Genomic DNA, 25997 nt, shown 5'->3' on the forward strand with positions numbered 1-25997 from the left:
GCCGCCTACGAAGCCCACATCACCAAGTCCGACAACACCCATGCCACCGTCAAGCTCGACACCAACTTCACCATCACCGCCACCGAAACCGGCGGCCCGGAAGGCCACTAATCCCGCCCCAAGCTCCCGGGGATTCCACACTCCCGGGAGCAAACCACTCTCCAATTCAGGGAAAGACGCAGCCGGCCAGCTTCAAATGCCTTCCTGTCCCAGGTTCTGAATGCAGACGACCCCGCGCTGAGGTCAATAACAACCGTTTCTGACTGCGCGTCGGCAAGACTCCAAAAAATCCCGAAATGCGCTCCTATCGTTGGTCAAAACTGATTGCCGAAAAGAAAATCGGTCAATTGGGCGATGGAAGGGTTTTTGACGTGTCCAGGAACATAGTTGGCTACGCGAGGGTAAGTACCCGTGGTCAATCGCTCAATTCGCAGGTGGACGCGTTGGTGGCGGCGGGAGCAGTCCGTGTCTTTCAGGAGTACGCGTCCGGTGCTACCCAGGCAAGGGCCTGGTGGAAGGACTGCTTGGATTATCTGCAGCCGGGAAACGTTCTGTTGGTCGCGGACCTGACCAGGCTTGGCCGTAGCACCTCCGACCTTGCGGACATCGTCACAGTGCTGGGTCAGCGGGGGATAGGCTTCCGTTCCCTGGCTGAACCCTGGCTGGATACGACTAGCGCCCACGGCAAGCTCATCTTCGACATGTTTGCCTCCCTAGCGGAATACGAACGGTCACGGCTGTCGGAAAGGACGAAGGCTGGGCTTGCCGCAGCTAAAGCGCGAGGCCGGCTCGGCGGCCGTCCGCGGTCGATGACGCCAGGGAAACTGGAAACGGCCCGGCAGCTGCGCAAGGAAGGAAAGACTCTGAAGGAAACGGCAGAGCGGCTCAGTGTCAGCGTTTCATCACTGACTCGGACTCTTAGCAGGAACGACGTCCCAGAGGTCGTATCCGAAGCCGCCTGACGCGCACGTGCTTTTGGGACAGCTTATGGGCCGCCAAAGTTACGCAGCCGGCAATGGCTACCAGGAACCGGATGGACGGGAGAGCGTCCCAGGAAGGCATCCCACTTCTAAGGAAGTGGGACGGGAATGAAGCTTATAGGGCACCTTCACCGGGCAGTTTTGCGGGCCGGTCATACGTACTCCGATGTGCCCAGTGACGGCGCCTCTTGGAATGCCCTGTTGGTGCAGCGGTGATCGACCGGCTTACGCGCGGGTTGAGGGAACGAACCAGTGGGTATAACCGATAGGATCCGAGCATGGGAAAGGGAGGTGCAACGTGAAGCCGCGTCGTTTCGCCGTATCTCCCGATGTTCTTATTTGGGCTCGGCAGTCGGCGCGCTTGTCGAGCGCTGAGGCTGCCCGACGCATTGGGGTCCAAGAGGACCGCATTGGGCAATGGGAATTAGGGCAGGTTGAACCCACTATCAACCAGCTTCGGCATGCCGCTGAGGCCTATAACCGCCCGCTAGCTGCCCTGTTTCTTCCTGCTCCGCTTCAGGAGGAGGCTGTTTTCGATTTGCCTGACTTTCGCAGGCCGGAAACAGAGGGGGAAGAATCAGCTCCGCTCAGGAGAGCAATTCTCCGTGCGAAGGGCCAACAGGAGGCTCTTCAAGACATCCAGGACGAGCTTGGGGATGTAGCGCTTCCACCACTCCGCACTATCGATATAGCCCGCTTGGAGGCTGAAGACGCAGGCCAACAGTTGCGTGATGAACTTGGCTTCATCGATTTCTCGCAACGCCTTTGGTCTCAACCCGAGGAACTACTCCGTGAGCTTGTACGTCGGGTCGAAGATCGTGGATACCTCGTCATCCAAGTCCAACGCGTTTCGGTTAGCGAAATGCGGGGTTTCTCGATAGCTGCGGAACTAGCGCCGTTGATCGCTATAAACGGCGCGGATTGGCCGCGGGGCAAGGTGTTTACGCTTTTGCACGAGCTCGCTCACCTAGGCCTGAGGCATAGCGGGCTATGCGATCTTAGCCGTCAGTCGTCGGTTGCTGAGGAGAGGTTCTGCGACCAAGTCGCCGCGGCCGCCCTAATGCCCAGGAGGTCATTTCGTTCTGTAGCGGAAAGGCTAACAATCGATCCAACCTCCTACAACGATCTTCGAGTTCTGTCAGATAGATTCGGTGCGAGTGCCGAAGCAGGCCTTATCAGAATGATCCATCTCGGTCTGGCTACTTGGGATGATTATTCCTCGCTCCGCGGGGAATTCCGCTCGGCTTACGACCGGCACAAACAGGACGAGAAGGACGCCCGAGTGGGGCGGGATGCCCCAATCTACTACCAGCTCAAGGTTCGTGACCTCGGTCGCCCATTCATTGCATCCATGATTCGTGCGCACAACGAAGGCGCATTGAGTTCAAGGGACACTGCCCGCCTGCTTGACGTCTCGTACGACAAAATTCCAAAGCTCATCGAACGAGTCGCTTCAGCGGAGGTTCTCGCGTGACCGCACCCACCTATTCACTCGACACCAGCGCGCTAATCGATGGTATCGAGCGCTTCTACCCTCGCCGGCATTTCCCGCAGTTGTGGGAGCGTATCGACGTCCTAATCGGGGAGGGCCGCCTGCACATCTCTGAGGAAGCGTGGGCAGAGGCAATCGCTGTGGACGCTCCGGTTCGTGAATGGTGTCAGGAAGAGGGCATGGGTCGCGATAAGAGCATGTATCAGACCACAGTGGCAGTTGCTGCTATCGCAGGGCAGATTGGCGCCGAGTTCCCTCAGTGGTCGACTCAGGGTGGTAAGAACGGCGCCGACCCATTCGTTATCGCAGTAGCGGAAGTGGAATCTGGGATGGTTATCTCGGGGGAAACCAACGGCGGTCCTGCGAAGCCGAAAATTCCGTACGTATGTGCCCAGCGCCAAATAGGCCATGGTAAATTGATCGACCTCATTCGAAACGAGGACTGGATCGTAGGGTGAGACCTCATACCATAGCTGACCTCTGGAGATCTCCAACGCTCAATCTAAGTCCATTGCCTTGGAGTCTTGATTCGGTGTTGTCTGCCGGTGTCCAACAAGGGATCCCTCACCGGGCCCCACGAGGTAAGTTCACATGAACCAGTTGAGTCAGGGGCGACAGCGCCAGCCGGGTAGATGGTTGAGGCTGCAGACTTAGGGAAAATGAGAAGATTCACCAATGAAGACTAACGATCCGGCCAGCGAACGCCCTGGCATTGTCTTCAGAAACTCGATCCTATACTTCGGTCCGCGTTTCTGGTGGGGTGGTGGTCTGGCTGGACTGGTAGTAGTCGCAACTGTGTTAGCGGCGGGAAGTCTTGGCAATGGGCTCCTGCTGGGAGCTGCGGCCGTGGCTGGTGCGCTCATCGGCACTCTCTTCTCTCCGTCGTCGAAGCCCATAGATCACTCTCGGACGGCCAGCGATTCCATAGTGATTTTGCTCGACCTGAGGGCAGACCTCGAAAGAGCACGAGATTCTATTACTGCTGCGTCGACGGAGACGAGTAAGGGTTTGCAGGCGATCCACCTGCTCTCTGCTCAGGAGACGCTGAGGAACCAAGACGAACGGCTCGCAAGGTCCGTGGAGAACTGGAACATCGTTACCCCAGACATAGCCGACCGTGTAATCGATTCCCGCAAGAGCGGCAAACGACGACTGGAACAACTTGTGCAGGAAGGAAACTGGGATGGATAGCCAAGAGGCCGAGAAGATCACCGGAAAGGTCGCTGAGATCGTCAGCGACAGAGAACTAATACTTAATCGCGGTTCCGATCACGGCGTTGAAAAGGGCATGTATTTCAATGTGCTTGACACGACCACAGACAGTATCAAGGATCCTGAGACTGGCGAGGTCCTAGGAGGCTTCAAACGGATTAAGATCTCGGTTGTCGCGGTTGAGGTGGCAGAGAGAATCACCTTAGCTCAGACCTTCAGAAGCAAAACCGTCAACCTCGGTGGAAGTGGTTCAGGATTTTCGGCATTAACGAACATGCTCGCCGAGCCCCGCTACGTAGAACGAGTTGAGACGCTGAAGCTTGACCCCTCAGCGGCAAAACCTCTTGGTGCATCTGAAAGCGTCGTCAGTATAGGTGACCCTTTCGAGCAAGGCGTTGCCAGCGACGGTGATGCTGCCCGTGCGGTTACGCTGTGGAAATAGTTTGCTCATCGTCTTCAGCTTTCCCATGGCTGGGGTTGCCGGTCCGGCACATCAGGTTAGAAGACCCAGCCTGACGAAGAACGCCGTTGCTCTGTCGAGGTCGGCAACGGTACCAGTTCTCGTTGGCGACGCCCGCGTACGGGGGTGGCGGCGGAAGCCGCCCGTCTCGAATGGCTTAGCGGTACTCAGCCTAACCGCATGGTTTGTACGAAAAGGCACCCTGAAGATGGGAGCTGAGCAGTGAGCGTAGACAATGCAACCGAAGGTGAGTTGTACCCGCTGCTGCCGGATGTCCAGGACAGGCTGACCGACCTGGCGGCAGATGATCGGCTGGCACCGGAGCGTGACGCGGAGCAGACCTATGGACCTGCGCGGCGGCCGGTGAATGAAGCGGTGGAACACCTAGACGCCGCGCGTCAGATCCTCGCTGCGCTGGAGACCAGAGACCACGAACTAAAAAGCTTTCCCTAACTCATGGGCGTATGGGCTCATGGAATCCTGCGTTATGGAGATCGTTGCTTACGGATCCCAGTTTCCAAGGAGCATAGGTGAGTAGTTTTTTGGAAATTGTTTTAAGAAACGCACTACATGGGTGTTACCCTGAGGATGTCCTAAGGGGGTTATGGTGGAGTCCACCGAAGCCCCGTTAAGAAGGAACGCCCCCGGTTGCAGCCGGGGACGTCCTAGGGGATTGGCCTTTAGAGAGTCCAATCGTCAAGCATCTGAGCCAGTTTTGTGATTGCCGCGATCAGTCGTACACAGCCCTGAACAAGCTGTACGGTGGTCGCGGTTTTCTTTTCCCAGTCAGACTGCCCGAGATTTTTCTTCCGTTTAGTAACCAATGCTTTCCCCTTCCTCCCGGCACCGTCACCGTCTGAGCCACGCGGCGAAAGTGCAGCCCTGGAAGTAGGGTTGAAACAAGCATAACGAGCATGCTGACATATCCCCGCATTCCACAAATGCCTAGCCTGTGGACAAGTTGTGAAACATTGTTCGTGAAACCAAAAAAGCCCCGGCAATTAGCCCATGGCTTTTTCGTCTAATGCTTGGCTGCGGAGACTATCCAGCCTGCTGCTCGGCCAGAGCTTTCGCCGCCATTGCCTTGGCCTCCGCTATCGGGATGGTGCCGTCGCGCTGGGCGTAGTACTCCATCACTCGGACTGTGAGGGAATCCAGAGTGTCATCGGACATGACCGGAATCTTGAATTTGACTGTGACCTGCTCCTGTTTCGGTCGAGCCGGCTTGGCAATCATCCGCCGTTGCACTTCGGCCAAGGCCTCCGTGTGCCGGCGCTCCTGCCGCCGTGCGCGTTCGGTCTTGGCAGCGGCGATCCTTCGGCCTTTCCGGATCTTGAAGAAGATCCACAGACCGACCAGGAGCAGTACTACAACCAGGATGGCGATAGCTACGGGATTGCCCTCCCATAGACCACCGATGAATCCAGCGATCAGGAAAAACAGAAGCACAGGCTTGATGAGCTCTTGCTTCTGCCTGGTCGTTAGGAGTGCCATGGTTAGAGGCTACATTCTCCACCATTGGGGCCAGGAGTCCCCTCACCGAACGTCGCCACCAAGGCTTTTCCTGTTTAGCGGCTTATAAGGCGGCGAAGTGGTAACAATCCGATCCTCAGGGAGCGTCCACAGTAGCGATGTTCCGGTTCTAAGGAAGTGGGACACCCCCCGCCCGGCCCATAGTACGGACCAGGCCGGTGTACCAGATCTGGGAGATGGGGGACCTCCCACAAAACAGTGCCCCGATCTTCGATCGTGCAACGAAGAGCGGGGCACGCCGTAAATACCCTTTGCTGGATGCCTCTTCAGCGATGCTCTTCATCGCCTTCGGCCTCGTCCTCTCTTAGCGATTCCGAACCGTCGCGGGGCTCGGTCCTCCACGCAATGTGCATCACAATGATTGGTGCAAGAGCAGAACCAAAGCCCAAGAGCGCCGCGTTTGCTCCGCCTAGTACGTACCCCACCAGCGCACCCAGACAAGGCGCAACGAGAGCGACTGCCCATATCTATTTAGCCCGTCGTCTCACAGTTGATTCCGACCTTTCTCAGCTGAACAGGCCTGGAAGACCTTTAAGAAAACCACCAATTCCGCCGGTGACCGATCCAAATCCCAAACCATTGAACATTGCGTCCTGAATTGCCTCACTGGATTGACCTTGCACCGCGGCGGCTGTGCCCGATCCTATGGCTCCGGCTAGACCACCCGCGACTATGCCAGCTCCCACGGCGCACGCGAACCCTGCCGTTACTCCACAGAGGCTAATGACTCCAACCACGCCCACGACGGTCGACAGCACAACGCCTAGCAATGCACCTGGTGACGGCGTCAAAAGGAGACCCGACGGATCCACTCCGTTTACGGGGTTGCCTCCTGCGTACGCGTAGCGGTTTTGTTCTTGTCCTGAGGGGTCTGGCTGGGTGAAGCGGCCGCGGGAGCTGGAGGCGGGGGCCGAGGTGCTGGCCCCCGCCTCCAAGCTGGCTGAGCCGGTTCGGGATTGGACTGGTTTGCTGTAGTGGCGGGGAGCCGGGTGCAGTCCAGCAGGGGGCTTAGGCCGCGGCCGATCCTGTATCCGTGATGGTGGCCAGCAGCCATTGGTCCGACAGCGGGTCACGGCGCAGCTCGAAGGTTCGCAGCGCCGAGGTCGATGTAAGGCGAACCTGAACCCGCCAGTGTTCGATGTCGACGACGTTCCCGACACCCGCGGGAACGCTTCGGCGGGTCTCCCACCATGAGTCCCTGGTGAACCAGTGGACAGGCTCTTCGGTTACGGCCCAGATCCGTCCGTCGTACCGGACGGCCAGGGGAGTGCCGGCCTTGGTGAAGCGGACGTCCACCGGGGCGTTGAGGGTAGGAGCTTCTGGGGTGATGGTCATGAGCTTGTTGTCTTCCTGGATGGTGCAAAGGGCTGGTCAGGCGGCTTTGACGAGGGGCAGCTCGCCCCAGTGGGTGGTGTATCTGGGGGAGAGCATGTCCCGTTTCATGGTCCAGTCCGGGCCGCCCCGGATCCCGCCGTGGCCCAGGCCGATGGACCCGCGTCCGTAGCGGCGGGTGACGTCCTCCAGCAGGGTCCCGATGTGCCGTTCCTCGTGGGGGTTTTCGAACAGGGACAGGGGTGCCTGGTTGCCGCTGGGGCGCAGGTCAGTGACCATGATCCCCGCCCTGGCGTACCGGACGCCCTCGACAATCCTGGGCAGGAGGGCGTGACCGGCTTTGGTCAGGATCACCGGATCAGCCGTGGGCATAGGCAACGGCACACACACCGACGGGTACGAGGTGTCTTTGGGGTTAAAGTGCGAGGTGCCGGCGAACGCCGTCAGGACCTTCGCCTGCAGCCCGTGCTTGGCCAGCCGCGCCGAGGCCTGCTGCCCGTACACACTCATGACCTGCCGGATCCCCGCCGCGGTGGTGATGGGCTTGGCGAACGACCGGGAAAAGATCAGCTGGTCCCGCCCAATCCGTTCCTCCTCCATGGGGATGCAGGGCGTACCCTGCAGCTCTAGGACGGTACGCATCACCACGACATTGAACTTGTCACGGATGGCCACCGGATCGGCCCGAACCAGATCAGCGATCGTAAAGATGCCCATCCCGTTCAACCGTCTCGTCAGCCTGCCGGCGATGCCCCACACCTCCTCAACGGACAGCCGGCCCAACAACGCCTCCCGCTCCGCTGCCGGGACGGAATCCCAATGACACACCCCGGCAAAGCCCTTGTTGTTCTTCGCCCACTTGTTGGCCAGCTTCGCCAGCGTCTTCGTGGGCGCGATCCCCACGCAGACTGGAACGCCGACGTTCCGCCGGACGGCCGCTTTCATCGACGTGCCCAACGAAGCCAGCTCGGAAGGTGTCCCTTTGACGCCGAGGAAGGCTTCGTCGATGCTGTAGACCTCCAGCCAGGCCGAGTACCGGCCCAGCAACTCCATCACCCGGGCACTGATGTCCCCGTACAGCTCGTAGTTGCTGGACAGCGCGACCAGGCCCCATTCCTTCGCCCGCGGAGCGAGCTTGAACCAAGGCTCACCCATCGCGATCCCCAGGGCCTTGGCCTCCGGCGAACGGGTGACAGCGCAACCGTCGTTGTTGGACAGCACGATCACCGGCTTCCCCTCCAGGGAGGGGTCGAACGCCCGCTCCGCGGAGGCATAGAAACAATTCACGTCCACGTGAGCGATCTGCGGCATGTGCCGCATCAGTGCAGGCTTAGACATGATGCAAACACCGGACCGCCGTACCCCAGATGCTTAAATCGGAAAGGGCCGGAACCGCGATGTCCGGGTAGGCCGGGTTCTCCGCCTGGAGGATCACCCCTGTCGGGGTGATCCGCAGCCGCTTGATCGTCAGCTCCCCGTCCAGGACCGCGACGACCACGGAACCGTCGTGCGGCTCCAACGCCCGGTCGACGATCAGCTCGTCCCCGTCGCTGATCCCGGCGCCTTCCATCGACTCCCCTGACACCCGCACCACGTAGGTGCCGGTGACGTCCTTGATCAGATGGGCGTTCAAATCGATGCGGCCGTCAAAGTAGTCCTGCGCCGGCGACGGAAACCCCGCCGCGACGGGCATCGGAGAGACCAGCACCGACAACAACGAAACGCCCGCATCTATCACACGGGGACCGACAATGACGCCCACAACACACCTGATTCGAATATTTGTTCGATTGAATCTCAATGCTACCCCTCGCCTACGACAGGGCAACTAAATGCGCTGACCTGCTGCAGCGGGGGAGCGGCCGCTGCCCACAGCCGGGGACAATTCCAGCAGGGTTATCCACCGCTACGACTACCGACGGGAGCTTCCCCGTGGCTCCCAAAAAGCCAGCCGTGGATAACCCGACTTGCCCCCAACCATGGACAGGACCAGGGGAATGTCAGCTGGCCGCCATATCGGGAGGCAAACACCTGGTTTCCGCTGCGCTTCAACCAGTTGGTGGGCGTCCGCTTCGCGGCCGGCTGTTGGGTTCAGGGCGTGCCGTCGCAGAGCTGCGAATTCCGGCCCCTCTAGCCCCTCCTTCGTCGGGGCCTGCGGCACGGAAATTCTTCTCCGGCGCTCCTTCGTCGCTGATTTCCTCCGAAGATTTTCCGTGCCTTGCCCTACGGGTAGACGGGCCTGCACGGGCACAGCTCCGCAAGCTTCGCCAGCAGCCAAAAACAACGGGGGAAGAGGGGAGCTGGCCGGTCACCATTGATCGCCCCACCCACCCAACTTCTCGGCAAGAAGGACAAAAACATGAACGCAGTAACCAAGAAGACGGTGATCTTGAAGGACACCGGGGAAACCGTCGATGGGGTGCCCGTCCTTGGCGATTACCACCTGAACGGCGGCTACGAGTGGATGGAACTCATCGAAGAACACGGCTGGGCCGTGCTCTCCAACTGGGGCCACGAGGGCTGGGACCTGGGCCAGTGGCCATACGTCATGGTCGCTGCCACGCGGACCGCTGACACCATCGGGAACCTGTTCGGCGTCGCCACCTACTGCGAGGGTGACGTAACGTGCACCTTCTACCGGACCAAGGCCCGGCAGTGGGACGCGATCAGCGAGCACGCCTTCACCTACTGGAAGAACGGGCAGGCACACGGACCGGACGACCTGCCCGAAGCCGCCGCGGAACTGCCCAGCCGGTACCGGATGCCCTACGCCGTCCACGCCGCCTAACCAGCACCCACCGCTGTACTGCCCGGCCCAAGCCGGGCAGTACAGCCCCCCAAACTTTTCCAAAGGAGCATGACCATGAGCACCACCTGCACCGCATTGATCGTCCCGGCCCGCCTGTCCCAGCCCGTCCGAACCGAAACTATTGACGCTTCCCTGCCCACCCTGCAGGCCCTGGTTGAAGGGAACATCGAAGCCATTACCCGCGGCGAATGGCACGCCTACCTCAACGAGGAAGGGAAGATCATCAACCTGCCCGCGAACATCCGCGCCGGACACCTCTTCCGCGAAACCGGCCTCTACATCGCCGATATCTTCTGCGGAGACGTGGTCTTCCTGGGCCAAAGCGCGCACGGCGAAGAGGCCGACGTCCCCGACTACCTCATCGGGCTAGCCGAGGAACTCTTCGACGCCCGTCTCTCCGCCTAGACCGCAACCATGGTGGCCGGGAACCGCTCAGTTCCCGGCCACCAGCCCGTTCTGGCGAAAGGTCGGGCGGGCCGCCGCACGGTGCAGCTGCCGCCGTGGTCACCGGCGGCGGCCCGCCAATCCGAAAGCCTAGCGCTCATCACTTTGCCGCCCCGGACCCGCCCCGCCTCCTGGCCGGCCCCGGAAAGAGTCCAACAGACTGCTGGACAAAGAGGGTGCTCGCAGGGCTCGCACCGATTCGGTCGTCCGCTTCGCGGCCGGCTGTTGGGTCCAGGGCGTGCCGTCGCAGAGCTCCGGACCCCCTGAACCTGGTCTGTCTACGACGTTTTTTGCTGCTGTCCTACGGATCGTACGTGCCCGCTCCACCCCGTCTAGCCCCTCCTTCGTCGGGGCCTGCAGGCCAGGAATTTCCTTGCGGCGCTCGTGCCTCGCTTATTTCCTCCAGGAATTTCCCGCCCTTTGCCCTGGCGGGTAGACGGGCCTGCACGGGCACAGCTCCGCAAGCTTCGCCAGCAGCCAAAAAACAACGGGGGGAGAGGGGAAGCTGGCCGGCGGTCACCATTGGTCGCCCCACCCACCCAACTTCTCGGCAAGAAGGAGCAACACCATGAACGACTTCATCAAATTCACCGGCCCGGCCGACGTCCTGGCCTTCATCCCGCACACGCTCGGCTTCGCCCCGCAGGAATCCTTCGTCGCGATCACCATGCAGGGAAACAAGATCGGCGCCACGCTTCGCGTCGACGCCCCGTTCGGGCTGGAACCGGCGAACTTCGCCCAAACCACCGTCAGCTACCTGACCGCCGACGAAGCGGCCACCGGCAGCCTGCTGGTCATCTACACCGACGAGAACACCGCCGGAAAACCGCAACCCTACTCGGACCACGTCGAAGCGCTGCGCAGCGAGCTGGAAACCGCGGGGATGCCCCTGCAGGACGCATGGCTGGTGACCTCCGAACTCTGGCGAAACTACCACTGCACGGACACCAGCTGCTGCCCGGACCAGACGCTGGATGCCATCACCACCAGCAACGGCAACGCCGCCCTGATCTACCGGGGGAGCGCCGTCAACGGATTCACCGCACCGGCACCCTTCGCCGGGGATGAAACCGCCCGCGACGCCATTGCCGCGCACAAGCCTGACGGGTGGCCTGAAGACCTCGAAGCCAGCCGCGCGGCGTGGGCCAAAGTGCTCGATGATCCCAAGAGCTTGACCACCCAGACCGCGCACCAGCTGGCAGGAGCGTTCCAGCACCCCACCATCCGGGACTACATGATGGGTGACATCATCACCCACGCCCCCGATCAGTTCACCTCAGTCATGCTGGGCGTCTTCCTCACCCGCCCGGACTGGGCCCGGGTAGACACCGCCCAGGAAGTCGCCTTCGAGCTGATGAAGGCAACGCCCGAAGGGCAACGGGCCCCCATGCTGAGCCTGATCGGGTGGCTGGAATGGCTGAAAGGAAAGTCCAGCTTCGCCGCCCGGTACTTCAAGCTCGCGCTGGAAGACGTCGCCGACTACCGGCTGGCCGAACTGCTGGCCGAACTGGTCAACCGCGGCCTGCTGGCAGACTGCACACGAGACCCGAAAAAGGCCTATAACCGCCAGCTGAACCGCTAACGGACAGGCCGGGCCCCACCCAAAGGGTCCGGCCTTTCCCGTCGGACTTCCCCAGGTGCGCGGCGGCCTCCCCCGCTAGCGCTCCGCCGGCCGCGATGACGCTGCCGCGGGCGCAGCCACTTCCAGCCAACCCGCAGAAACTGCCACTACTGTGAAAGGACGAAATCAGCCCTCCAGCAGGCAAGGAAACCCGTGGCCGACGAGATCCGCATGACCGAGGACGACACCGTCGCCCCCGACGCCAGCCCGATCGAAGACTTCCTGGAGCTGCGGCTGCTCACCGCCGGCCCACCGACCGGCCCCGTAGACTTTCCCCAGGAAGACCACCGGCTCGATGAGCCGTAACCACTGCAGCGCTGACGCTGCACCATAGATTTCCTTTTGCCGAGGAAAACCATGAAGGGCCGGCACATCAATGTGCCGGCCCTTCATCATGTCCGCGGCGTTTCAGCCACAGCCGCCATAAGACCACAGCGGCGAGGGCGTTGAGGAAGGCGACAAAGAGATCGCCGGCAGCAGGCCGGCCGACGACAAGATCCACACCCACCAGCACCACCGACCCGACGGCAGCAACGGTGAACACCACAACCAGGACCCGGCGGGACCGTCGTGACTTCCATACGTCGGCGCGCCGGGCCTCGTTGCGGTGGCCAAGGCGTGGAGCTGGGTCGCTCATGCCCCCACCCCATTCAGGGGACATGTGCATGCTCGCAGGGCTCGCACTGGTTTTCGCTGCGCTTCAACCAGTTGGTGGGCGTCCGCTTCGCGGCCGGCTGTTGGGTTCAGGGCGTGCCGTCGCAGAGCTCCGGACCCCCTGAACCTGGTGTGTCTACGACGTTTTTTGGCTGCTGTCCTTCGGATTGTACGTGCCCGCTCCGGCCCCTCTAGCCCCTCCTTCGTCGGGGCCTGCGGCCCGGAAATTCTTCTCCGGCGCTCCTTCGTCGCTGATCTCCTCCGAAGATTTTCCGTCCCCTTGCCCTGCGGGTAGACGGGCCTGCACGGGCACAGCTCCGCAAGCTTCGCCAGCAGCCAAAAAACAACGGGGGAGAGGGGAGCTGGCCGGTCACCATTGATCGCCCCACCCACCCAACTTCTCGGCAAGAAGGACTAAAACATGAACGCAACACCCACGCTTGAAATGCTCGACCCGGCAACCCTGACCGTGGACATCAACGTCCGCAAGGACGCCGCCCTCACGGCTGACTTCGTCGCCAGCATCAAGGAACACGGCGTGATGGAACCGGTGATCGCCCACCGCAAGGACGACGACACCGTCCACGTCCTGATGGGCCAGCGCCGCACCCGGGCCGCCGTCGAAGCCGAACGGACCCTCATCCCGGTCCTGATCATCGACTCACCCGAGGAAGCCGAACGCATAGTCACGCAGGTCGTGGAGAACATCCAGCGCGCCGAACTGACCGAAGCCGACGAAGCTGACGCCTACCACCAGCTGTCCCTGATCGGCGTCCCGGCGGCCGCGATCGCCAAGAAGACCGGCAGGACCAAGGACAAGGTCGAAAACGCGCTCAAAGCCAAGGCCTCCACCACCGGCGCCAAGGCCCTCGAGAGCGGCTACACCCTCGACATGGCCTTGGTGATGACCGAGTTCGAAGGGGACCAGGACGCCATCGAGGAACTCGAATCCGTGATCCGGGACGAACCGCAGTACTTCGACCACATCGCCCAGAAGCTCCGCGACGACCGAGAATCCAAGGCCCAGCTCTCGGCCCTGATCGAAGAACTCATCGCCCAGGGCAAAGCCATCGTCGAAGACGCCGGGCACTACGCCGACGAGGAGAACCTGTACGTCTCAGCGGCCAAACGCCCGGACGGGGAACCGGCCACCGACGAGGACGCCAACGCCTACATCATCAGCACCAACTACCGGGGCGAGCATTCTGCCCAGCCTGTCATCAGCGACTGGAAGGAATTGGGCTTCAGCCCCAAGTACGAGCGCTACAACGGCGGGACGCAGGCCCAGAAGGGTCCGATGACCGATGAGCAGAAGGCCGAGCGGAAAACCCTGATCGCCAACAACAAGGCCATGGAATCAGCGACCAAGGTCCGCCGCGAGTTCGTCAAGGCCCTGCTGGCCAGGAAGCAGGCACCCAAGGGCTGGCAGTACTTCACCGTCCACGCCATCACCCACCACTCCGAAACCGCCAGCGGATACGACGGAAAGGTCGCTGCCGAAATGGTCGGGGCCAAGGTCGAAGAAACCAACCGCTGGGGCTGGAACCCGCTGCGGGACCACGTCGCCAAAACCGAGGCGCGGCCCGAGTTCTCCCTGATCGCGCTGGTGTGCGCAGGGTATGAGAAGACCATCGCCAAAGACTCGTGGCGGTCCCCGAGCCAGACACACCGGGACTACCTGAACCAGCTGGTCACATGGGGATACACCCCCAGCGAAGTGGAAAGCATCATCATCGACGGGCAGAAACCAGCCGAGGACGACGCGGCCGCATAAATACCCTTGCCGGGCGGAAGCCCCGCCCGGCAAGGACCCCAGCGGCCACTCACCCCGTCAGGGCCAGGAACCTTCCAGAAGTCGGGCGGTCCGCCGCCCAGGGTGAACCACAGCAGCCAATCACCAGCGGCGGACCGCCGATCAACGCACCCATTCCCCACACCACCACGGTGCCGCGCGCCCAGGAACAACGACGCCCACCTGGACCGCTGCGGGCACCACCCACAACATTCGGCTAGGCTGAATCCGTAGATTTCCTTTGCCGAGGAGAACGCAGAAGGGCCGGCTCTTTGAGCCGGCCCATCTTTGTGTCTCCAGGCCACCGCGGGCCATTGACGGGTAGCAATCAGCCCGGGACATTCCGGGGATCGTTGCCGTAGCTGTTCTTCTCAGCGATCTGGCCGTCCTGGTTCTTGATGACGTGCTCGACCTTGTTCGCTTTCGCGGCGTCGCGGCCGGCGGCCACTGCCTCTTCCTTGGTGCCATAGCCGGCACCGAACGCGCGGTCAGTGCCTTCGCGCTTGTTTTTCCACTGGCCGTCTTCGTAGTACGTCTCGATATCACCCTGAGCCATTACACACTCCCTCTGCCGTTTGGTTCCAAGACACCTGCTGCGCAAGCGCGGATAGCGAAAACCCCGCAGGACGTTCGTCGTGCGGGGCCTTCCTGGCAACCACTCCGCCTGATGGGGGACAGGCGGAGAAGCTGACACCAAACTAATAGAAAGCATGCTTAGTTTTCAAGCGGGGGAGGTTTTGGACGGCCGCCCCGTCGGGGCCGGCCCTGCCGCCAGCCCGGCAACTCGGCGTCCAGCCTTGCCTGCCTCGCCGGGGCCAGTGTGCCGTGGCGGTAGGTGATTCTTTGGCCGTGGATCCACACTCCAAGTACACGCTCCTGCTCGGTGCCGGCATTCTTATGCAGCGGCCAGTCCTTGCCCTCGGCCCTGTAAGCGATGAGTTCCACCAGGCGCTGATTCCACAGCGCTTCGCGTCTTTCTTTCTGCCGGCGCGGTGCGTCCCAGCCCGGGATTTCCCCGAGCCGGGCTTTGACAGTGGGGGAGAGGGTGCCGTTGTCGGCGTCCTGGCGCCTGCGCCCAAGCCAGGTGCTCAGGGCGCGCTCCCGCGCGGACTTCGCCCGCGGACTGGGCAGCCGGCCTTCGGCCCGATACAGGGCAATAATGTCCTCGAGGTTTTGCAGGCTCCGGCTGTCCATCTTCGCCGGCGGGCGCGGCACCGCACGTCGATGCTCGGCCCGGAGGGACGGTTCTTCCCGGGCAGCGATCTGCAGGTGATACCGGACCGTGGACTCCGCGGCCGCCGACAACGAAGCGATCCTGGAAGCAGGCAGGCCTGCCCGGTACATCTGCACCCACTCCGCATCCGGTGCAGAACGCCGTGTCCCGCCCATACGTCACCCCCGATTCCTCTGCCCGGACCTCCGGCCCTCACACACACCTCACCGTAGGCTAACCACATCCGGGCGGGCACCCGGCCCGACCGGATACCTTCCCCATGGTCCACCACCGACGCCTCCGGGTGAACCGAAACACCGGGGCAGACATTCCTGCAGCCGGGACGACACCTATTCACATCGCCCATTACCCAAGGACCCGTACGTCACCACAGCCGGCACGAACCTCTCACGGCGCATGGGGGCTGCCGCCGTGGGAGCCTGCGGGGATCACCACAGTCGCCAGCGGCAGGACTTGCCATCCGTAACGGAAATCCGTGGCGGGGGGAATTGCACATTTGTGCGTAAAAGTATTCCCCAAAAATCCTAAGAATAAGCGGTAAAAGCTCTATTCATTCAGTTGAATGATTGCTAAAATTGAGGGTAGCAACTCAGCCAGACGAACGAAACTCATTTGATACGAAACCAGGTGCTGAAAATGACTGCTTCACTCACCGCTTACACGGTCTACATCAAGCCGAACTGCCCGAACTGCGAGAAGACGAAGGACTACTTCGATTCCAAGGGGATCACCTACACGGCCGTGGACATCACCGAAGTCCCGGAGGCGCTGGAGTACATCACCGCCGAACTTGGCTACTCCCAGGCGCCCGTGGTCGTGAACAACGCCGATGACCAGGACCACTGGTCGGGCCTGCGCCGCGACAAGCTCGTCCAGGCGGCCATGAGCCACAAGGCGGCGTGAGGGCCATGGAGAGCATGCGCCCGGTCGTCGGGTACAACCTCCACCCGCGGATCCCGTTGGAGGTGGACCTGTTCCGGCAGGTCAACCCCAGCGGCAGGATTAACCCCGACGTTGTGGACCCGTACCTTGTGGAACCCGCGATGGTGGAACCTCTCAATGAGGACCTGTACGAGGGCTACGCCATCCAGGGCAACGCGGGGCATGACGGGTACCTTAACGCGATCAAACGCGCCCCGCTCGGGGAGGGCGGGCTCTGGGACGAACACACCGCGAACCAGTACCAACCCAACGACCTCACCCACGACGAGCCGAGCGGGACTGAACCTGCGAACGAACCAACAACAGGCACCGAGAACATCACCAGCACGCGAGGAAAAGGAACCATCATGGCCGGCGAAACCACCATTACTGTCGTTGGAAACCTGACATCAGATCCAGAGCTGAGATTCACTCCGAGTGGATCTGCAGTCGCGAACTTCACCATCGCATCCACGCCCAGGACCTTCGATCGTCAGTCCAATGAGTGGAAGGACGGGGAGACGCTTTTCCTCCGGGCCAGTGTGTGGCGGGAAGCTGCTGAGAACGTGGCGGAGTCCCTGACCAAGGGCATGCGCGTCATCGTCACGGGCCGGCTGAAGTCGCGTTCCTACGAAACCAAGGAAGGCGAGAAGCGCACCGTCATAGAGCTCGAGGTAGACGAGGTCGGCCCCTCACTCCGCTACGCCAACGCCAAGGTCAACCGAACCCAGCGCGGCACCCAAAGCGGCCAGGGGAACGGCTTCCAGGGCAGCACCGATGCCCAGCCGCAGACCGGGCCGCAGGATGATCCCTGGGCCGTGCCGGCTACCAGCAACACAGCTGGGGGATGGGGGAACGGACCCGACTCTGAACCCCCCTTCTAAAACAGCCCAAGCGTCGGGGGCAGCCGATACGCTGACCCCGACGCAAGACTGTCCGAATCCCGGTCAAAGAACACCAGGGACGCGTGGCCTGAAGCCGCACTTCCCGCAAGAAGCTAGGAGCCCTCCATGAGTGATGAAACGCCTGCCGTTGTCCAGGAAGCCGATGCCATCTATGACGCGGTACGCGCGATCTGCCACATGAGCCAGACTCATCCGGCGCCCACGGTGTACAAGGTGCTGGGAAATCTGAAGGGAGCCACGGGGAACATGTTGGCCCAGGCCCTTCAACAACTCGCGGCAGGCCTCGAGAGGTCAGTTACCGAGTACAACGTCTATGAGGATGACGGTCGGGATCCGGCTCAGTCTGCCGCCGTGGCCGCTGAGCATATGCGTGCTGCGGCTGGCTTGGCTGCACAGCTCGGGGAACATTTGGCGGAGGCGCAGAACGCCATCGCGGGGCAGGGATACAAGACGGAGGGGGACTCATGATCAGCAACCTGGGGATTTGTCAGAGTGCACTGCCCGTCTGAAAGCAGAGGCTCTTGATGGCGAAACCAAAGAAGGTTCCGGCGTTCACCCCGTACTACACCGAGGAGCAGGCCGGGCAGGTCCGGGCAGCGTTCAAGGCAGCCGGCCTGCAGGAGGGCGACGCCAGCGTCTCGGACCTCATCGTCCGGGCGACGATGCGTGAGGTGAAGCGTCTGCAGCGCAAGTACAACGGCGGCAAGCCGTGGCCTCCGGTGCCGGCCGGCGAGCTGCGGCGAGGGCAGCGGACGATGGATGAAATGCAGCACCGAAACGAGGAAGCGTAGACGATGGGTCAGTGGACTGAAGAAGTGAACAAGATCGGCGTCCGGACGTCCCTGCCGTTCCCGAAGATGCTCACAATGGACGACGTCCAGGAGATCCTGAACCTCGGAAAACCGATGGTCTACGCGCTCGTGCGAAGTGGAGAATTGAAGGCAGCGAAATTCGGGCCGCGCGGCATTTGGCGCGTCCGGGAAGATGACCTGGCCGCATACATTGATGCCGCCTACAAGAAGACAGCGGAACAGATTGCCTCGGGCCAGCTCCCCGACGGCGACGCCCAGGCGGACGAGTAACCAGCGGGCGGTTGAGGCAGGAAGGGCGGCACCCTGGCGGGTGCCGCCCTTCCTCAGTTCCCGAGTCAGAAACAGTTCTTGTGAAGCCTATTGCTGCCGCTGGTGCCATTGCTTGGATCACGCGGGCCTACGGAAGCTGGTGGTGATTCGCGCCGCCCTGCAGCTTGTGGTTGTCACCGCCCTGTACCGGCCCGGGAAGCCCCCCTGTGCCTTAGAAGCCAGCCCTCGGGGATGGTTCCGTATGCACAGCAGCGCCCCGCTGTGCAGCCCTGTGTTGTCCCTGCTGAAAGAAACCCAACCGTCCCCTTCGGGTGCGACGGCCGCGCCGGTGTTGAACCATGGGGAACGTATCCGTTGGTGAGCTGGCACTTTCCAGACTGTGCACATTCGCCGGTCCCGGTGGTGAGATCCCGCCTGCAGTGACCTGGCGTCTGTGTGCAGCCGGTCAGGTGGGTCCCCTCGTGCACCTGGGTGCGGGAAAAGCCGGAAGGGTTTTAGCTTTTGTCGTGCGCGAGAGGCTAGTTGGCCTGTGAGCCGTTTGAGTCGGACGTGATCGGGTTTTCAGATGGCTTGGCCTGGGCTTTGCGTCGGCGCCCGGCGGCAGCCGGTTCGAGGCCGAGTTTCTTCAGTTCGTCCGGGCTCCAGCCGTCGCGGGTTGCCTTGACGTAGGCGCGCTTGTCGTCGCGTTCTGCGGCGGCGAGCTGCTCTTTCAGGTCGGTGACGCGCTGGCGTGCGTGGACGAGTTGCTCGACGGATTTAATGCGGGAGTTGAGGAGTTCACGTGCCTGGTTTTTCGTGGCTTCGATGTTCAGTGCGGCCATGGTCTTTCTTGGTCTCTTTCGTGTGGTGGTCAGCGGTCGAGGGCGGGGCCGGCGGCGACGCCGGCAGCAGTCTTTGAGGGTAATGCCGCCACGGCATGGGCGGCGGTCGTGAGTGCTTCTGTGGCGTGGCGTGGGAAGGAGAGCTGAGCGGTTTTCACCGCTTGCTGGTATTGGGGTGCGAGTGGTTCGGGCCTGCCTGCCCGGTCGTATTCGGCGAGAACTTCCGGGACGGAGGTGCGCTGGTAGGCGCGCAGCAGGTCTTCCGCGGAGGGGATCTCCTGGGCGATGAGGTGGGTGATGTCGTCGACGTGGGGCTGCAGTGCCGGTGGGAGAACGTCGTGGACTGATTCGAGGACCGCCGGGAGAATGGCTTCTTGGACGGGCGTCAGCGCCCTGGGCTCGATGTGGCGCAGATAGGTCTCAGGTTCCGGCGCGTACTCCTTGAAGAGGGGCCCGGGCAGTTGGGTTTCGGGACGCTCGGCAAGGGGAGTTGGCAGGATAACCCACGCTGTTAGGCGTTCGGCCCCGGGCCAGATGTGCGCACGTGATCCGGTGGCGTCCTCGAGGTGCACGTTAGCGACCGTGTCGATGCAGCTCTGGATTGTCACGGGCGGGGCGCCGGCCCCTTCGTCGCCGCTCTCATGATGTCTTCCGATCAATAGCTGGTCGGATGCTGCATTGACGAGATGCTTGCGTGGGGCCGGCGGATCGACCTGTAGGTCGATCGTGATTTTCCCGCCCAAGATGGCCGCGTTTTCGGGTTCGTAGGTCAGGCTGCCTGATCGCAATCGGTCGGTGGACGTTTCGTTTGGAAGCATTGTCTCCCCCTGAGAAAGCGTGTCGTGCTGTATCTCCCACCCTAGGCCGACGGCCGCATCCATTACCGCCAAACACGCCGCTGACCGTCTAACTTTCTGAGGCGGAGCAAGCTATACATTTACACGGGTGTAAATGGGCGTGTCCTGCACCGCGCGTGTGGCTTGGTTTGGCACACTGGCTTGTGGGTCCCCGGGTGTCGGGGTCGCTGCGCTGGGCTTTTGGGGATTGGGGGAGTGGGTGTCTGAGGAGGATGTGCCGCGTTCCCCGTTGTCTCGTCGGCGGCGCGCGAATTCCCCGGCGGGGACGAAGAAGCGCCGCGATGTGTGGGTGACGGCGGAGGAGGAAGCGGCCCTGGTTGCCCGGGCGGCGCGGGAGAAGGTCACGGTCCCGAACCTGCTGCTCACTGCTGCTCTGTCGGAGGGGTCGGAGACGCCGACGCAGCGGAAAGCTGCGATGGCGGAGCTGATGGCGATCCATACGCTGCTGGCGCGGGTGTCGAACAACGTGAACCAGATCGCCCGCCACGCGAACGCCGGGAACGAATTCCCCCGGGATGCGTCGGCGGCGCTGGCATATGTGCGCGAGGTGGCGATGCGGATTGACCGGGCGATCGAGGGGTTGATGTAGGGATGATTCCGAACATCACCCGCGGGTCCAGGATGGCCGGGCTGATCCTGTATCTGGCGTCGACGGATGCGGATAAGACGAAGAACGCGCACACCGACCCGCACCTGGTCGCCGGGGACGCGGCGATCATGGCCTGGTACGACGACGGCGTCCTGGATGCCGACGATGCTGTCGCGATCGCCAAGCACCTTGACCAGCCGCGTAAGGCGTTCGGCGTCGAGGTGCTGCAAAAGGATTTCCGCTGGGACCCGGTGACGAAGGAACGGGTGCCGAACGGGCACAAGCACGCGGACGTGTGGCACTGCTCGTTGAGCCTCCGGGCCGAAGAAGGCGCCCTGACGGAACAGCAGTGGGGTGACATCGCCAACGACTTCGTGGACGCGATGGGCTTCACCGAAGCCAGCGGCAAAGCACAGTGCCGCTGGGTCGCGATCAACCACGGAACGAGTGAGAACGGGAACCACCACATCCACATCGCCGTGTCCCTGGTCCGGGAAGACGGCACCAAGGCCTCCACCCACGGTGACTACAAACGCGCACAGCAGACCTGCCGGGAACTGGAAACCAAGTATGGGCTTGAAGAGCTTTCCAGTGTGCACGCCACGCGTGGTTATGACCGGGCTGAGAAGGCCACCGCGGCACGCGATGACCGGGAAATGCACCGCGCCTCCCTGGCCAGGAAGGTGCGTGCCAGTGCCACGGCGTCGGGCACTGAAGCGGAGTTCATCCGCCGCGCCAGAGACACCGGCTTGCTGGTGCGTCCCCGGTATGCGAAGAACACCACCGACGTCATCATCGGCTACTCCGTAGCCGAGCGCCCGAAGCCGGGGGAGCGGCCGATCTGGTTCGGCGGCGGCACCCTCGCCACCGACCTTCGCCTCGGCCAGTTACGGCAGGAATGGGCAGACACCCCGCAGGCCTCGATCGAGGCGGCGGCCGAGTGGAATGCCGCTGCCCGGAACAAACGCAAAGCCAACCCCCGCGGCCCGGAGAAGGCGACACCGGATGCGCAGCTCTGGGTTGACTACACCCGGAACGCCACCGCCCTGGCGGACGAGCTTCGCAAGATCCCGCGGGATGATCACGCCACGTGGGCGAAGGCGGCCCGCGATGTTTCCGGCGCGTTCGCGGCATGGTCGTACCGGCTGGAACCGACCCCCGGGCCACTGGCCGCCACCGCCGCGGAGCTGTCCCGAACGGCCCAGCTTCGCGCCCCACGGCAGCACGGCAAGCCTGTTGCGCTGCCGTCCATTGCGGGGACGGCGATATTGTTCATGGCTGCGTCGAGTAAGAACAAGACAGCGGCGCAGACGGCCCTCATGGTGCAGCTGATCAATACCGCTTTTGCGGTGTATGAGATGCACGCCCAATCCGGCCGGGCCCGGGAAGCCCAGCGCATCCGAGCCGTGGTGGAAAACCAGCTGGCCCCGTTCACCGCAACGATGCCCAAGGCGGTTGCCGTGGGAGCTGAACGGCAGTCGGCAGCGTCGGCTGCGGTGCCGACGAGGGCAGTTGATATTGCACGTCGCGGCATGGCCCCGATCCGCTCGGGGTCTGTGGTTCCCACGACACCTACACCGGCGACACCAGCTAAGACCTCTCAACCGAACCGGGGCACCGGTTCGGGACTCGACCGATAAGAATCACACCACTAGTGCAAGGGGAACACCATGAGTGAATCAGATGGCATCGACGACGTTCTCGACAACGGAATGCGGCATTCCCTGATGGTCGCCTCACGCATTGCCGAGACGCTGGCACGGCGCCGGCAGGAAGCCCAGCGACAGCAGGAACACCTCGACTCCCAGGCAGCGCACGAAGCCCAAGCGCGCCTTACGGCTGAACGGAGTACAGCCCGCGCCGTCCTCGCACCAGTACAGAAGGATGAGTGGTGGGACAAGGCGCAGCCGGCCGACATCGCCACGGCACACGCCATCGCCGAAGGCTGGAAAGACCACGACCCCGCCGCCCTGGAAGCAGCAACGAAAATCCGTGAAGAAGTTTTCACCAGGTACGGCATCTACACCTATGACGTCGGCGCGGACACCGCCTACCTTGAATCAGGAATCGCAACCATCGCGACGGAAAACGCACGGCGCGACGAGCTGGCACGCGGTCAGGAAGAAGCACGGAAAGCCGCCGCCGAACACGAGAAAGCAATGCAGCTGATCGCGGCTGCGCAGGCAGAAGAACGACGGGCCCAGGCTGAGAAGCTGGCACCTGAAATGGAGCGTCACCAGGTACCCGTGGAGTACCTGGCAAACCCGGAGCTGGCACAGGCCCTGCAGCGGGCCCACAATGCGAAAACCCCCGCCGCTATGGAAGCAGCCGACGCTGATATCCAGGAACGCATGTTCCTTATCGGCAAGGACGGGATCAACGGTCCCGACATTGATCAGCTGCGCCAAGAGACCGCCGCGAACGTCAACGGCGTGCAGGACGACCACTTCAAGGACCCCGCGTTGGTGCAAGCTGCCAAGGAGATGCACGAAGCCAGGCTTCTGGGAGAGGGCGGATTCAAAGGCACCCAATTCATATCGCTTGAACAACGCTACGAACGCGCCGAAAAGGAACTTTTCGCCCGCTTGGAGGGCCTTGGCCGCGACATCGAGAACCGCGTCATAGGCAACGACGACAGCCGGCTCAAAGACCAAGGGCTGAAAGCAGAAACCGCGTCGGCCGAAGGCTACGGCTCAGCCGAACACCACGGAAGATTTGCCGAGTCCCTGGAAAACACTGGGGCCAGCGAAACCCAGATCCGCGGCCGCCTGGCCGCGGCCCGCAGTGAAGGCACGCACCCCAGCTCAGCGGTCACCCCGGGCAAGGGGGCCGCCAAAGCTAGAAAGTCCCGCCCAGGTGCCACAGTGGGGGCAGAACGGAGCAAGAACGGATTGAGTCGATAGCAAAGGAAAGAGGAGCAGGGACACTCCGGACCATCTAACGCTTCTTGATTAGGCGGCACGACAGCGGCCGCATGGTGTGAGGCCTGCCCTGGCACCACCAAGCCGGCGTTCGTTCTGCAGCGCTGCTTAGCCCCGCTTCTGATGGAAGGGATCTTATGGCGCGAAAGTCTGGCGAGACTGATGCTTCGCAGGGCGCCACCACGGGAGAGATGTAATAGCTGAGTCTCTGGCGTTGCTGGCCAAGCTGGACAACACGCCCCTGACCCAGATGACCCCACTGTTCTACCAACACGGGTTTGAAGAGTTACGGATGATCACGGCAGACCTGCTCCGGATCCTGGGGCATGACCCCGATTCGTAAAAGAGCCCGGTCTGGCCGACCCAACCGAAATAGTCCAAAGCACTTTGGACTATTTCAGCCCGGCGGGGCCACGGCATTGCATGACGAATTTATTGTGCAGCAGTTGTCCAGTAATTGGCCCCTGCACTGAGACCATGCCGATACTGGACCGACTGCGGTCAACCAGAGAAACTGCCCTCAGTCATCGCCGTAGCAGCCGCCATGACCTCTTTGGCCCGCATGTCCTTGATGGCCTCGATAGGAGACGCCTCATCCAGCCAGGGATTGGCGCCGACAAACCACAGCCTTGCCACATCTTCGCCTTCTGCGCTTGAAACGGAGGTCCAGGCACGGTGGGCGAGCTGCAGGCGCGCCAGCGCCTTCGCCCTTGGCTCCGGGCCATCGGTCCGGGCCCAGCGATAGCTGATCTTCGGGTCCTTGCTGCCAGCCAACGACGCGACCAGCGTCGCCCCAAGCGTGCTGTTGAGCTGCCGGACGATCTCGCGAATGCCCAGCCGCGCTGTTCCGCTGTGGGTGGCGCCAAGGTCAATTGAGGCAGTCATCGGCTCCCTTTCCTGCGCGATGAAACCACCGCGCTAAATTACTCAAAATCTACCAGAAAGCCACTTACTCACAGCGCTATCAACGACCTCAACATATAGCTCGTGGCAGACTCCCCGCGGCCCGAAGCGCGGGAGCGCACCGGGGCGCAGCCGTCACCAAGGGCCGGGGGCCGGATGCGGGCGGATGTAAGTCAATTGTCCAAAGTGCTTTGGACAATTGACTTCTCCTTGTGGCCCTACGGCTCCTGTCTGGCGCAGCGACTAAGGTGGGTGCGTGCCAGAGATCGAACCTGAACTGCCCAGCGGCTATGCCGGTATGCTCGTCTCCCTCAAGGAGTTGGTCACTTCGGCGCAGATGCGCGCACAAGAGGCGGCGAGCAACGCCATGGTCGAAATGTACTGGGAGATTGGCTCCACGATCCTGCAGCGCCAGGCAGCCCAGCCTTGGGGGACCAAGATTCTGCAGCGACTTGCAGCCGACCTGAAATCCGCATTTCCCCACATGCGCGGGTTCTCCCGCTCAAACCTGTTTTACATGAGGGCATTCGCAGCTGTCTGGGATTTGTCGGATCCATCCGTCAGGAACCATGTGAAAGGTCTGCCATGGGGTCATATCATCGAGCTGCTAAAGCTAAAGGATCCAGCGATCCGCGACTGGTACGCAGAACGGGCGGTCGAGCACAAGTGGCGGCTCGAAGTCCTCGAACACCAAATCACCACCGGCCTGCATCGCAGGGTAGGAGCTGCTCCGAACAATCTCGAAGAGCGCCTGTCCGAGGATGGGGCTGCGCTTGCCCGGAGCATGGCCAAGGATCCTCTGGTCTTCGACTTCCTCGGCCTGACCAAGGAAGTCGAAGAACTGGCCATGGAAGAAGCCATGACTCAACGGATGTCCCAGACACTGGCCGAGTTCGGCCGAGGGTTCGCATTCTATGGCCGCCAATATCACCTCGATGTCCAGGGCGAGGATTTCTACATCGACCTTCTCCTGGTGCACGTCCCAACCAACAGGTTCGTGGTTGTGGAGCTAAAGTCCGGAAAGTTCAGACCGGAGCATCTCGGCCAACTGAATTTCTATGTCGCGGCGGTCAATGATTTGGTGAGATTCCCCGGGATGGCACCTAGCGTGGGAATTCTCGTTTGCGGATCCAAACACGAGCCGACAGTGAGATACGCACTGAACGGCTCGTCCCAGCCCGTTGCCGTCAGCTCGTACACCTATGACTCCCTTCCGCCGGAGGAACGAGCCGCGCTGCCATCGCCGGAAGCGATCACCGCAGCGCTCGAACAAGGAACAGTGGGCGATTCGGACAGCATATAGTCGTGCGGATGGCTGACAGGTGTCCAAGGCCCTGCCGCGGGCAGCCATGTCAGCTGCCCAAGACGTCCAGCTGAAGTCTTAGACCCTCTCCCGAACGTGTGCTGAAATGCTGATTCGGACCCAAATCTGACA

General features: G+C 62.2%; 31 protein-coding genes and 1 pseudogene. 21 read left to right on the plus strand and 11 right to left on the minus strand.

Annotated features, from left to right (window positions below):
- The first annotated feature begins 371 nt into the window (after positions 1-371).
- The 7 genes and pseudogenes from C563_RS0112790 (at position 372) to C563_RS0112825 (ending at position 4597) form a co-directional block, all read left to right on the plus strand.
- Positions 372-962, plus strand: coding sequence for a recombinase family protein (locus tag C563_RS0112790; RefSeq protein ID WP_018762456.1), 591 nt, complete (start codon positions 372-374; stop codon positions 960-962).
- Positions 963-1278: 316 nt separating this feature from the next.
- Positions 1279-1461: pseudogene (locus C563_RS23020) on the plus strand (helix-turn-helix domain-containing protein); the annotation flags it as partial.
- A gap of 57 nt (positions 1462-1518) precedes the next feature.
- Positions 1519-2454 carry an ImmA/IrrE family metallo-endopeptidase gene (locus C563_RS22190; RefSeq protein ID WP_155845168.1) on the plus strand — a complete coding sequence of 312 codons (936 nt, stop codon included), beginning with the start codon at positions 1519-1521 and terminating at the stop codon, positions 2452-2454.
- On the plus strand, positions 2451-2930 hold the full coding sequence (locus C563_RS0112805; RefSeq protein ID WP_018762459.1) for a DUF4411 family protein: 480 nt from the start codon (positions 2451-2453) through the stop codon (positions 2928-2930). The genes C563_RS22190 and C563_RS0112805 overlap by 4 nt, the downstream gene beginning before the upstream one ends.
- A 217-nt stretch (positions 2931-3147) precedes the next feature.
- The gene (locus tag C563_RS0112810) at positions 3148-3663 is read left to right on the plus strand and encodes a hypothetical protein (RefSeq protein WP_018762460.1); all 516 of its coding nucleotides are present in this window, start codon (positions 3148-3150) and stop codon (positions 3661-3663) included.
- Positions 3656-4126, plus strand: coding sequence for a hypothetical protein (locus C563_RS21910; RefSeq protein ID WP_018762461.1), 471 nt, complete (start codon positions 3656-3658; stop codon positions 4124-4126). Before C563_RS0112810 ends, C563_RS21910 begins: the two co-directional genes overlap by 8 nt.
- A 240-nt stretch (positions 4127-4366) precedes the next feature.
- A complete protein-coding gene (locus C563_RS0112825; RefSeq protein WP_018762462.1) occupies positions 4367-4597 on the plus strand; it encodes a hypothetical protein in 231 nt (76 codons plus the stop codon).
- Positions 4598-5185: 588 nt separating this feature from the next.
- Here the strand turns inward: C563_RS0112825 and C563_RS0112830 are convergent.
- From C563_RS0112830 to C563_RS0112850, 5 genes are all read right to left on the minus strand, one after another.
- Positions 5186-5638, minus strand: coding sequence for a hypothetical protein (locus C563_RS0112830; RefSeq protein ID WP_018762463.1), 453 nt, complete (start codon positions 5636-5638; stop codon positions 5186-5188).
- Between the two features lie 545 nt (positions 5639-6183).
- The gene (locus tag C563_RS22195; protein ID WP_081624162.1) at positions 6184-6750 is read right to left on the minus strand and encodes an RHS repeat-associated core domain-containing protein; all 567 of its coding nucleotides are present in this window, start codon (positions 6748-6750) and stop codon (positions 6184-6186) included.
- Entirely contained in the window at positions 6686-7012 is a 327-nt protein-coding gene (locus C563_RS0112840) for a hypothetical protein (protein WP_018762465.1), read from the minus strand. Before C563_RS0112840 ends, C563_RS22195 begins: the two co-directional genes overlap by 65 nt.
- Before the next feature lie 36 nt (positions 7013-7048).
- Positions 7049-8347: a Y-family DNA polymerase gene (locus C563_RS0112845; protein WP_442852941.1), complete on the minus strand. Its 1299-nt coding sequence runs from the start codon at positions 8345-8347 to the stop codon at positions 7049-7051.
- Positions 8340-8771 carry a LexA family protein gene (locus C563_RS0112850; protein WP_018762467.1) on the minus strand — a complete coding sequence of 144 codons (432 nt, stop codon included), beginning with the start codon at positions 8769-8771 and terminating at the stop codon, positions 8340-8342. The genes C563_RS0112845 and C563_RS0112850 overlap by 8 nt, the downstream gene beginning before the upstream one ends.
- A gap of 597 nt (positions 8772-9368) precedes the next feature.
- Between C563_RS0112850 and C563_RS0112855 the strand changes: the two genes are divergently transcribed.
- The 4 genes from C563_RS0112855 to C563_RS22590 all read left to right on the plus strand — a co-directional run bounded on the left by C563_RS0112855 (position 9369) and on the right by C563_RS22590 (position 12189).
- A complete protein-coding gene (locus tag C563_RS0112855) occupies positions 9369-9797 on the plus strand; it encodes a hypothetical protein (protein ID WP_018762468.1) in 429 nt (142 codons plus the stop codon).
- Positions 9798-9872: 75 nt separating this feature from the next.
- On the plus strand, positions 9873-10223 hold the full coding sequence (locus C563_RS0112860; protein WP_018762469.1) for a DUF3846 domain-containing protein: 351 nt from the start codon (positions 9873-9875) through the stop codon (positions 10221-10223).
- A gap of 607 nt (positions 10224-10830) precedes the next feature.
- Entirely contained in the window at positions 10831-11844 is a 1014-nt protein-coding gene (locus C563_RS0112865) for a DUF4192 domain-containing protein (RefSeq protein ID WP_018762470.1), read from the plus strand.
- A gap of 192 nt (positions 11845-12036) precedes the next feature.
- Positions 12037-12189 (plus strand): hypothetical protein, encoded by a 153-nt coding sequence (locus tag C563_RS22590; RefSeq protein ID WP_018762471.1) that lies wholly within the window; start codon positions 12037-12039, stop codon positions 12187-12189.
- 67 nt (positions 12190-12256) lie between these two features.
- Here the strand turns inward: C563_RS22590 and C563_RS21230 are convergent, their stop codons facing one another.
- On the minus strand, positions 12257-12520 hold the full coding sequence (locus C563_RS21230) for a hypothetical protein (protein ID WP_051083506.1): 264 nt from the start codon (positions 12518-12520) through the stop codon (positions 12257-12259).
- A 438-nt stretch (positions 12521-12958) separates the two neighbouring features.
- Between C563_RS21230 and C563_RS0112880 the strand changes: the two genes are divergently transcribed.
- Positions 12959-14311 carry a ParB/RepB/Spo0J family partition protein gene (locus C563_RS0112880; RefSeq protein WP_018762473.1) on the plus strand — a complete coding sequence of 451 codons (1353 nt, stop codon included), beginning with the start codon at positions 12959-12961 and terminating at the stop codon, positions 14309-14311.
- A gap of 346 nt (positions 14312-14657) precedes the next feature.
- Here the strand turns inward: C563_RS0112880 and C563_RS0112885 are convergent, their stop codons facing one another.
- Entirely contained in the window at positions 14658-14885 is a 228-nt protein-coding gene (locus C563_RS0112885) for a DUF2188 domain-containing protein (RefSeq protein WP_018762474.1), read from the minus strand.
- Between the two features lie 158 nt (positions 14886-15043).
- Positions 15044-15718 (minus strand): helicase associated domain-containing protein, encoded by a 675-nt coding sequence (locus tag C563_RS0112890; protein ID WP_018762475.1) that lies wholly within the window; start codon positions 15716-15718, stop codon positions 15044-15046.
- Between the two features lie 481 nt (positions 15719-16199).
- Here C563_RS0112890 and C563_RS0112895 point away from each other — a divergent pair, with 481 nt between their 5' ends.
- From C563_RS0112895 to C563_RS0112915, 5 genes are all read left to right on the plus strand, one after another.
- Positions 16200-16466 carry a glutaredoxin family protein gene (locus tag C563_RS0112895; RefSeq protein WP_026264774.1) on the plus strand — a complete coding sequence of 89 codons (267 nt, stop codon included), beginning with the start codon at positions 16200-16202 and terminating at the stop codon, positions 16464-16466.
- Positions 16467-16471: 5 nt separating this feature from the next.
- The gene (locus C563_RS22785) at positions 16472-17368 is read left to right on the plus strand and encodes a single-stranded DNA-binding protein (protein ID WP_026264775.1); all 897 of its coding nucleotides are present in this window, start codon (positions 16472-16474) and stop codon (positions 17366-17368) included.
- Positions 17369-17494: 126 nt separating this feature from the next.
- Positions 17495-17857, plus strand: coding sequence for a hypothetical protein (locus C563_RS0112905; protein ID WP_018762478.1), 363 nt, complete (start codon positions 17495-17497; stop codon positions 17855-17857).
- 56 nt (positions 17858-17913) lie between these two features.
- Complete coding sequence (locus C563_RS0112910; RefSeq protein WP_018762479.1) at positions 17914-18180, plus strand: ParB family protein; 267 nt, start codon at positions 17914-17916, stop codon at positions 18178-18180.
- 3 nt (positions 18181-18183) lie between these two features.
- Positions 18184-18471 carry a helix-turn-helix domain-containing protein gene (locus C563_RS0112915; protein ID WP_018762480.1) on the plus strand — a complete coding sequence of 96 codons (288 nt, stop codon included), beginning with the start codon at positions 18184-18186 and terminating at the stop codon, positions 18469-18471.
- 518 nt (positions 18472-18989) lie between these two features.
- On the opposite strand, the gene C563_RS0112920 is transcribed toward C563_RS0112915, so the two are convergent.
- Both C563_RS0112920 and C563_RS0112925 read right to left on the minus strand, forming a co-directional pair.
- Positions 18990-19292 (minus strand): hypothetical protein, encoded by a 303-nt coding sequence (locus C563_RS0112920; RefSeq protein ID WP_018762481.1) that lies wholly within the window; start codon positions 19290-19292, stop codon positions 18990-18992.
- Between the two features lie 29 nt (positions 19293-19321).
- Positions 19322-19900, minus strand: coding sequence for a hypothetical protein (locus tag C563_RS0112925; RefSeq protein WP_155845169.1), 579 nt, complete (start codon positions 19898-19900; stop codon positions 19322-19324).
- 448 nt (positions 19901-20348) lie between these two features.
- Between C563_RS0112925 and C563_RS0112930 the strand changes: the two genes are divergently transcribed.
- Genes C563_RS0112930 through C563_RS0112940 form a run of 3 tightly spaced genes read left to right on the plus strand, consistent with a single transcriptional unit; the run spans position 20349 to position 23641 of the window.
- Positions 20349-20738, plus strand: coding sequence for a MobC family plasmid mobilization relaxosome protein (locus C563_RS0112930; protein ID WP_231369888.1), 390 nt, complete (start codon positions 20349-20351; stop codon positions 20736-20738).
- Between the two features lie 2 nt (positions 20739-20740).
- Complete coding sequence (locus tag C563_RS0112935; protein WP_018762484.1) at positions 20741-22378, plus strand: relaxase/mobilization nuclease domain-containing protein; 1638 nt, start codon at positions 20741-20743, stop codon at positions 22376-22378.
- Between the two features lie 30 nt (positions 22379-22408).
- A complete protein-coding gene (locus C563_RS0112940) occupies positions 22409-23641 on the plus strand; it encodes a hypothetical protein (RefSeq protein WP_018762485.1) in 1233 nt (410 codons plus the stop codon).
- Positions 23642-24160: 519 nt separating this feature from the next.
- Here the strand turns inward: C563_RS0112940 and C563_RS0112950 are convergent.
- Positions 24161-24544, minus strand: a complete 384-nt coding sequence (locus tag C563_RS0112950) for a hypothetical protein (RefSeq protein WP_018762487.1) — start codon at positions 24542-24544, stop codon at positions 24161-24163.
- Between the two features lie 274 nt (positions 24545-24818).
- Here C563_RS0112950 and C563_RS0112955 point away from each other — a divergent pair, with 274 nt between their 5' ends.
- Entirely contained in the window at positions 24819-25865 is a 1047-nt protein-coding gene (locus C563_RS0112955; protein WP_026264777.1) for a PDDEXK nuclease domain-containing protein, read from the plus strand.
- Positions 25866-25997 lie beyond the last annotated feature (132 nt).

The sequence above is a fragment of the Arthrobacter sp. 135MFCol5.1 genome, from assembly GCF_000374865.1.
Taxonomy (GTDB): Bacteria; Actinomycetota; Actinomycetes; order Actinomycetales; family Micrococcaceae; genus Arthrobacter.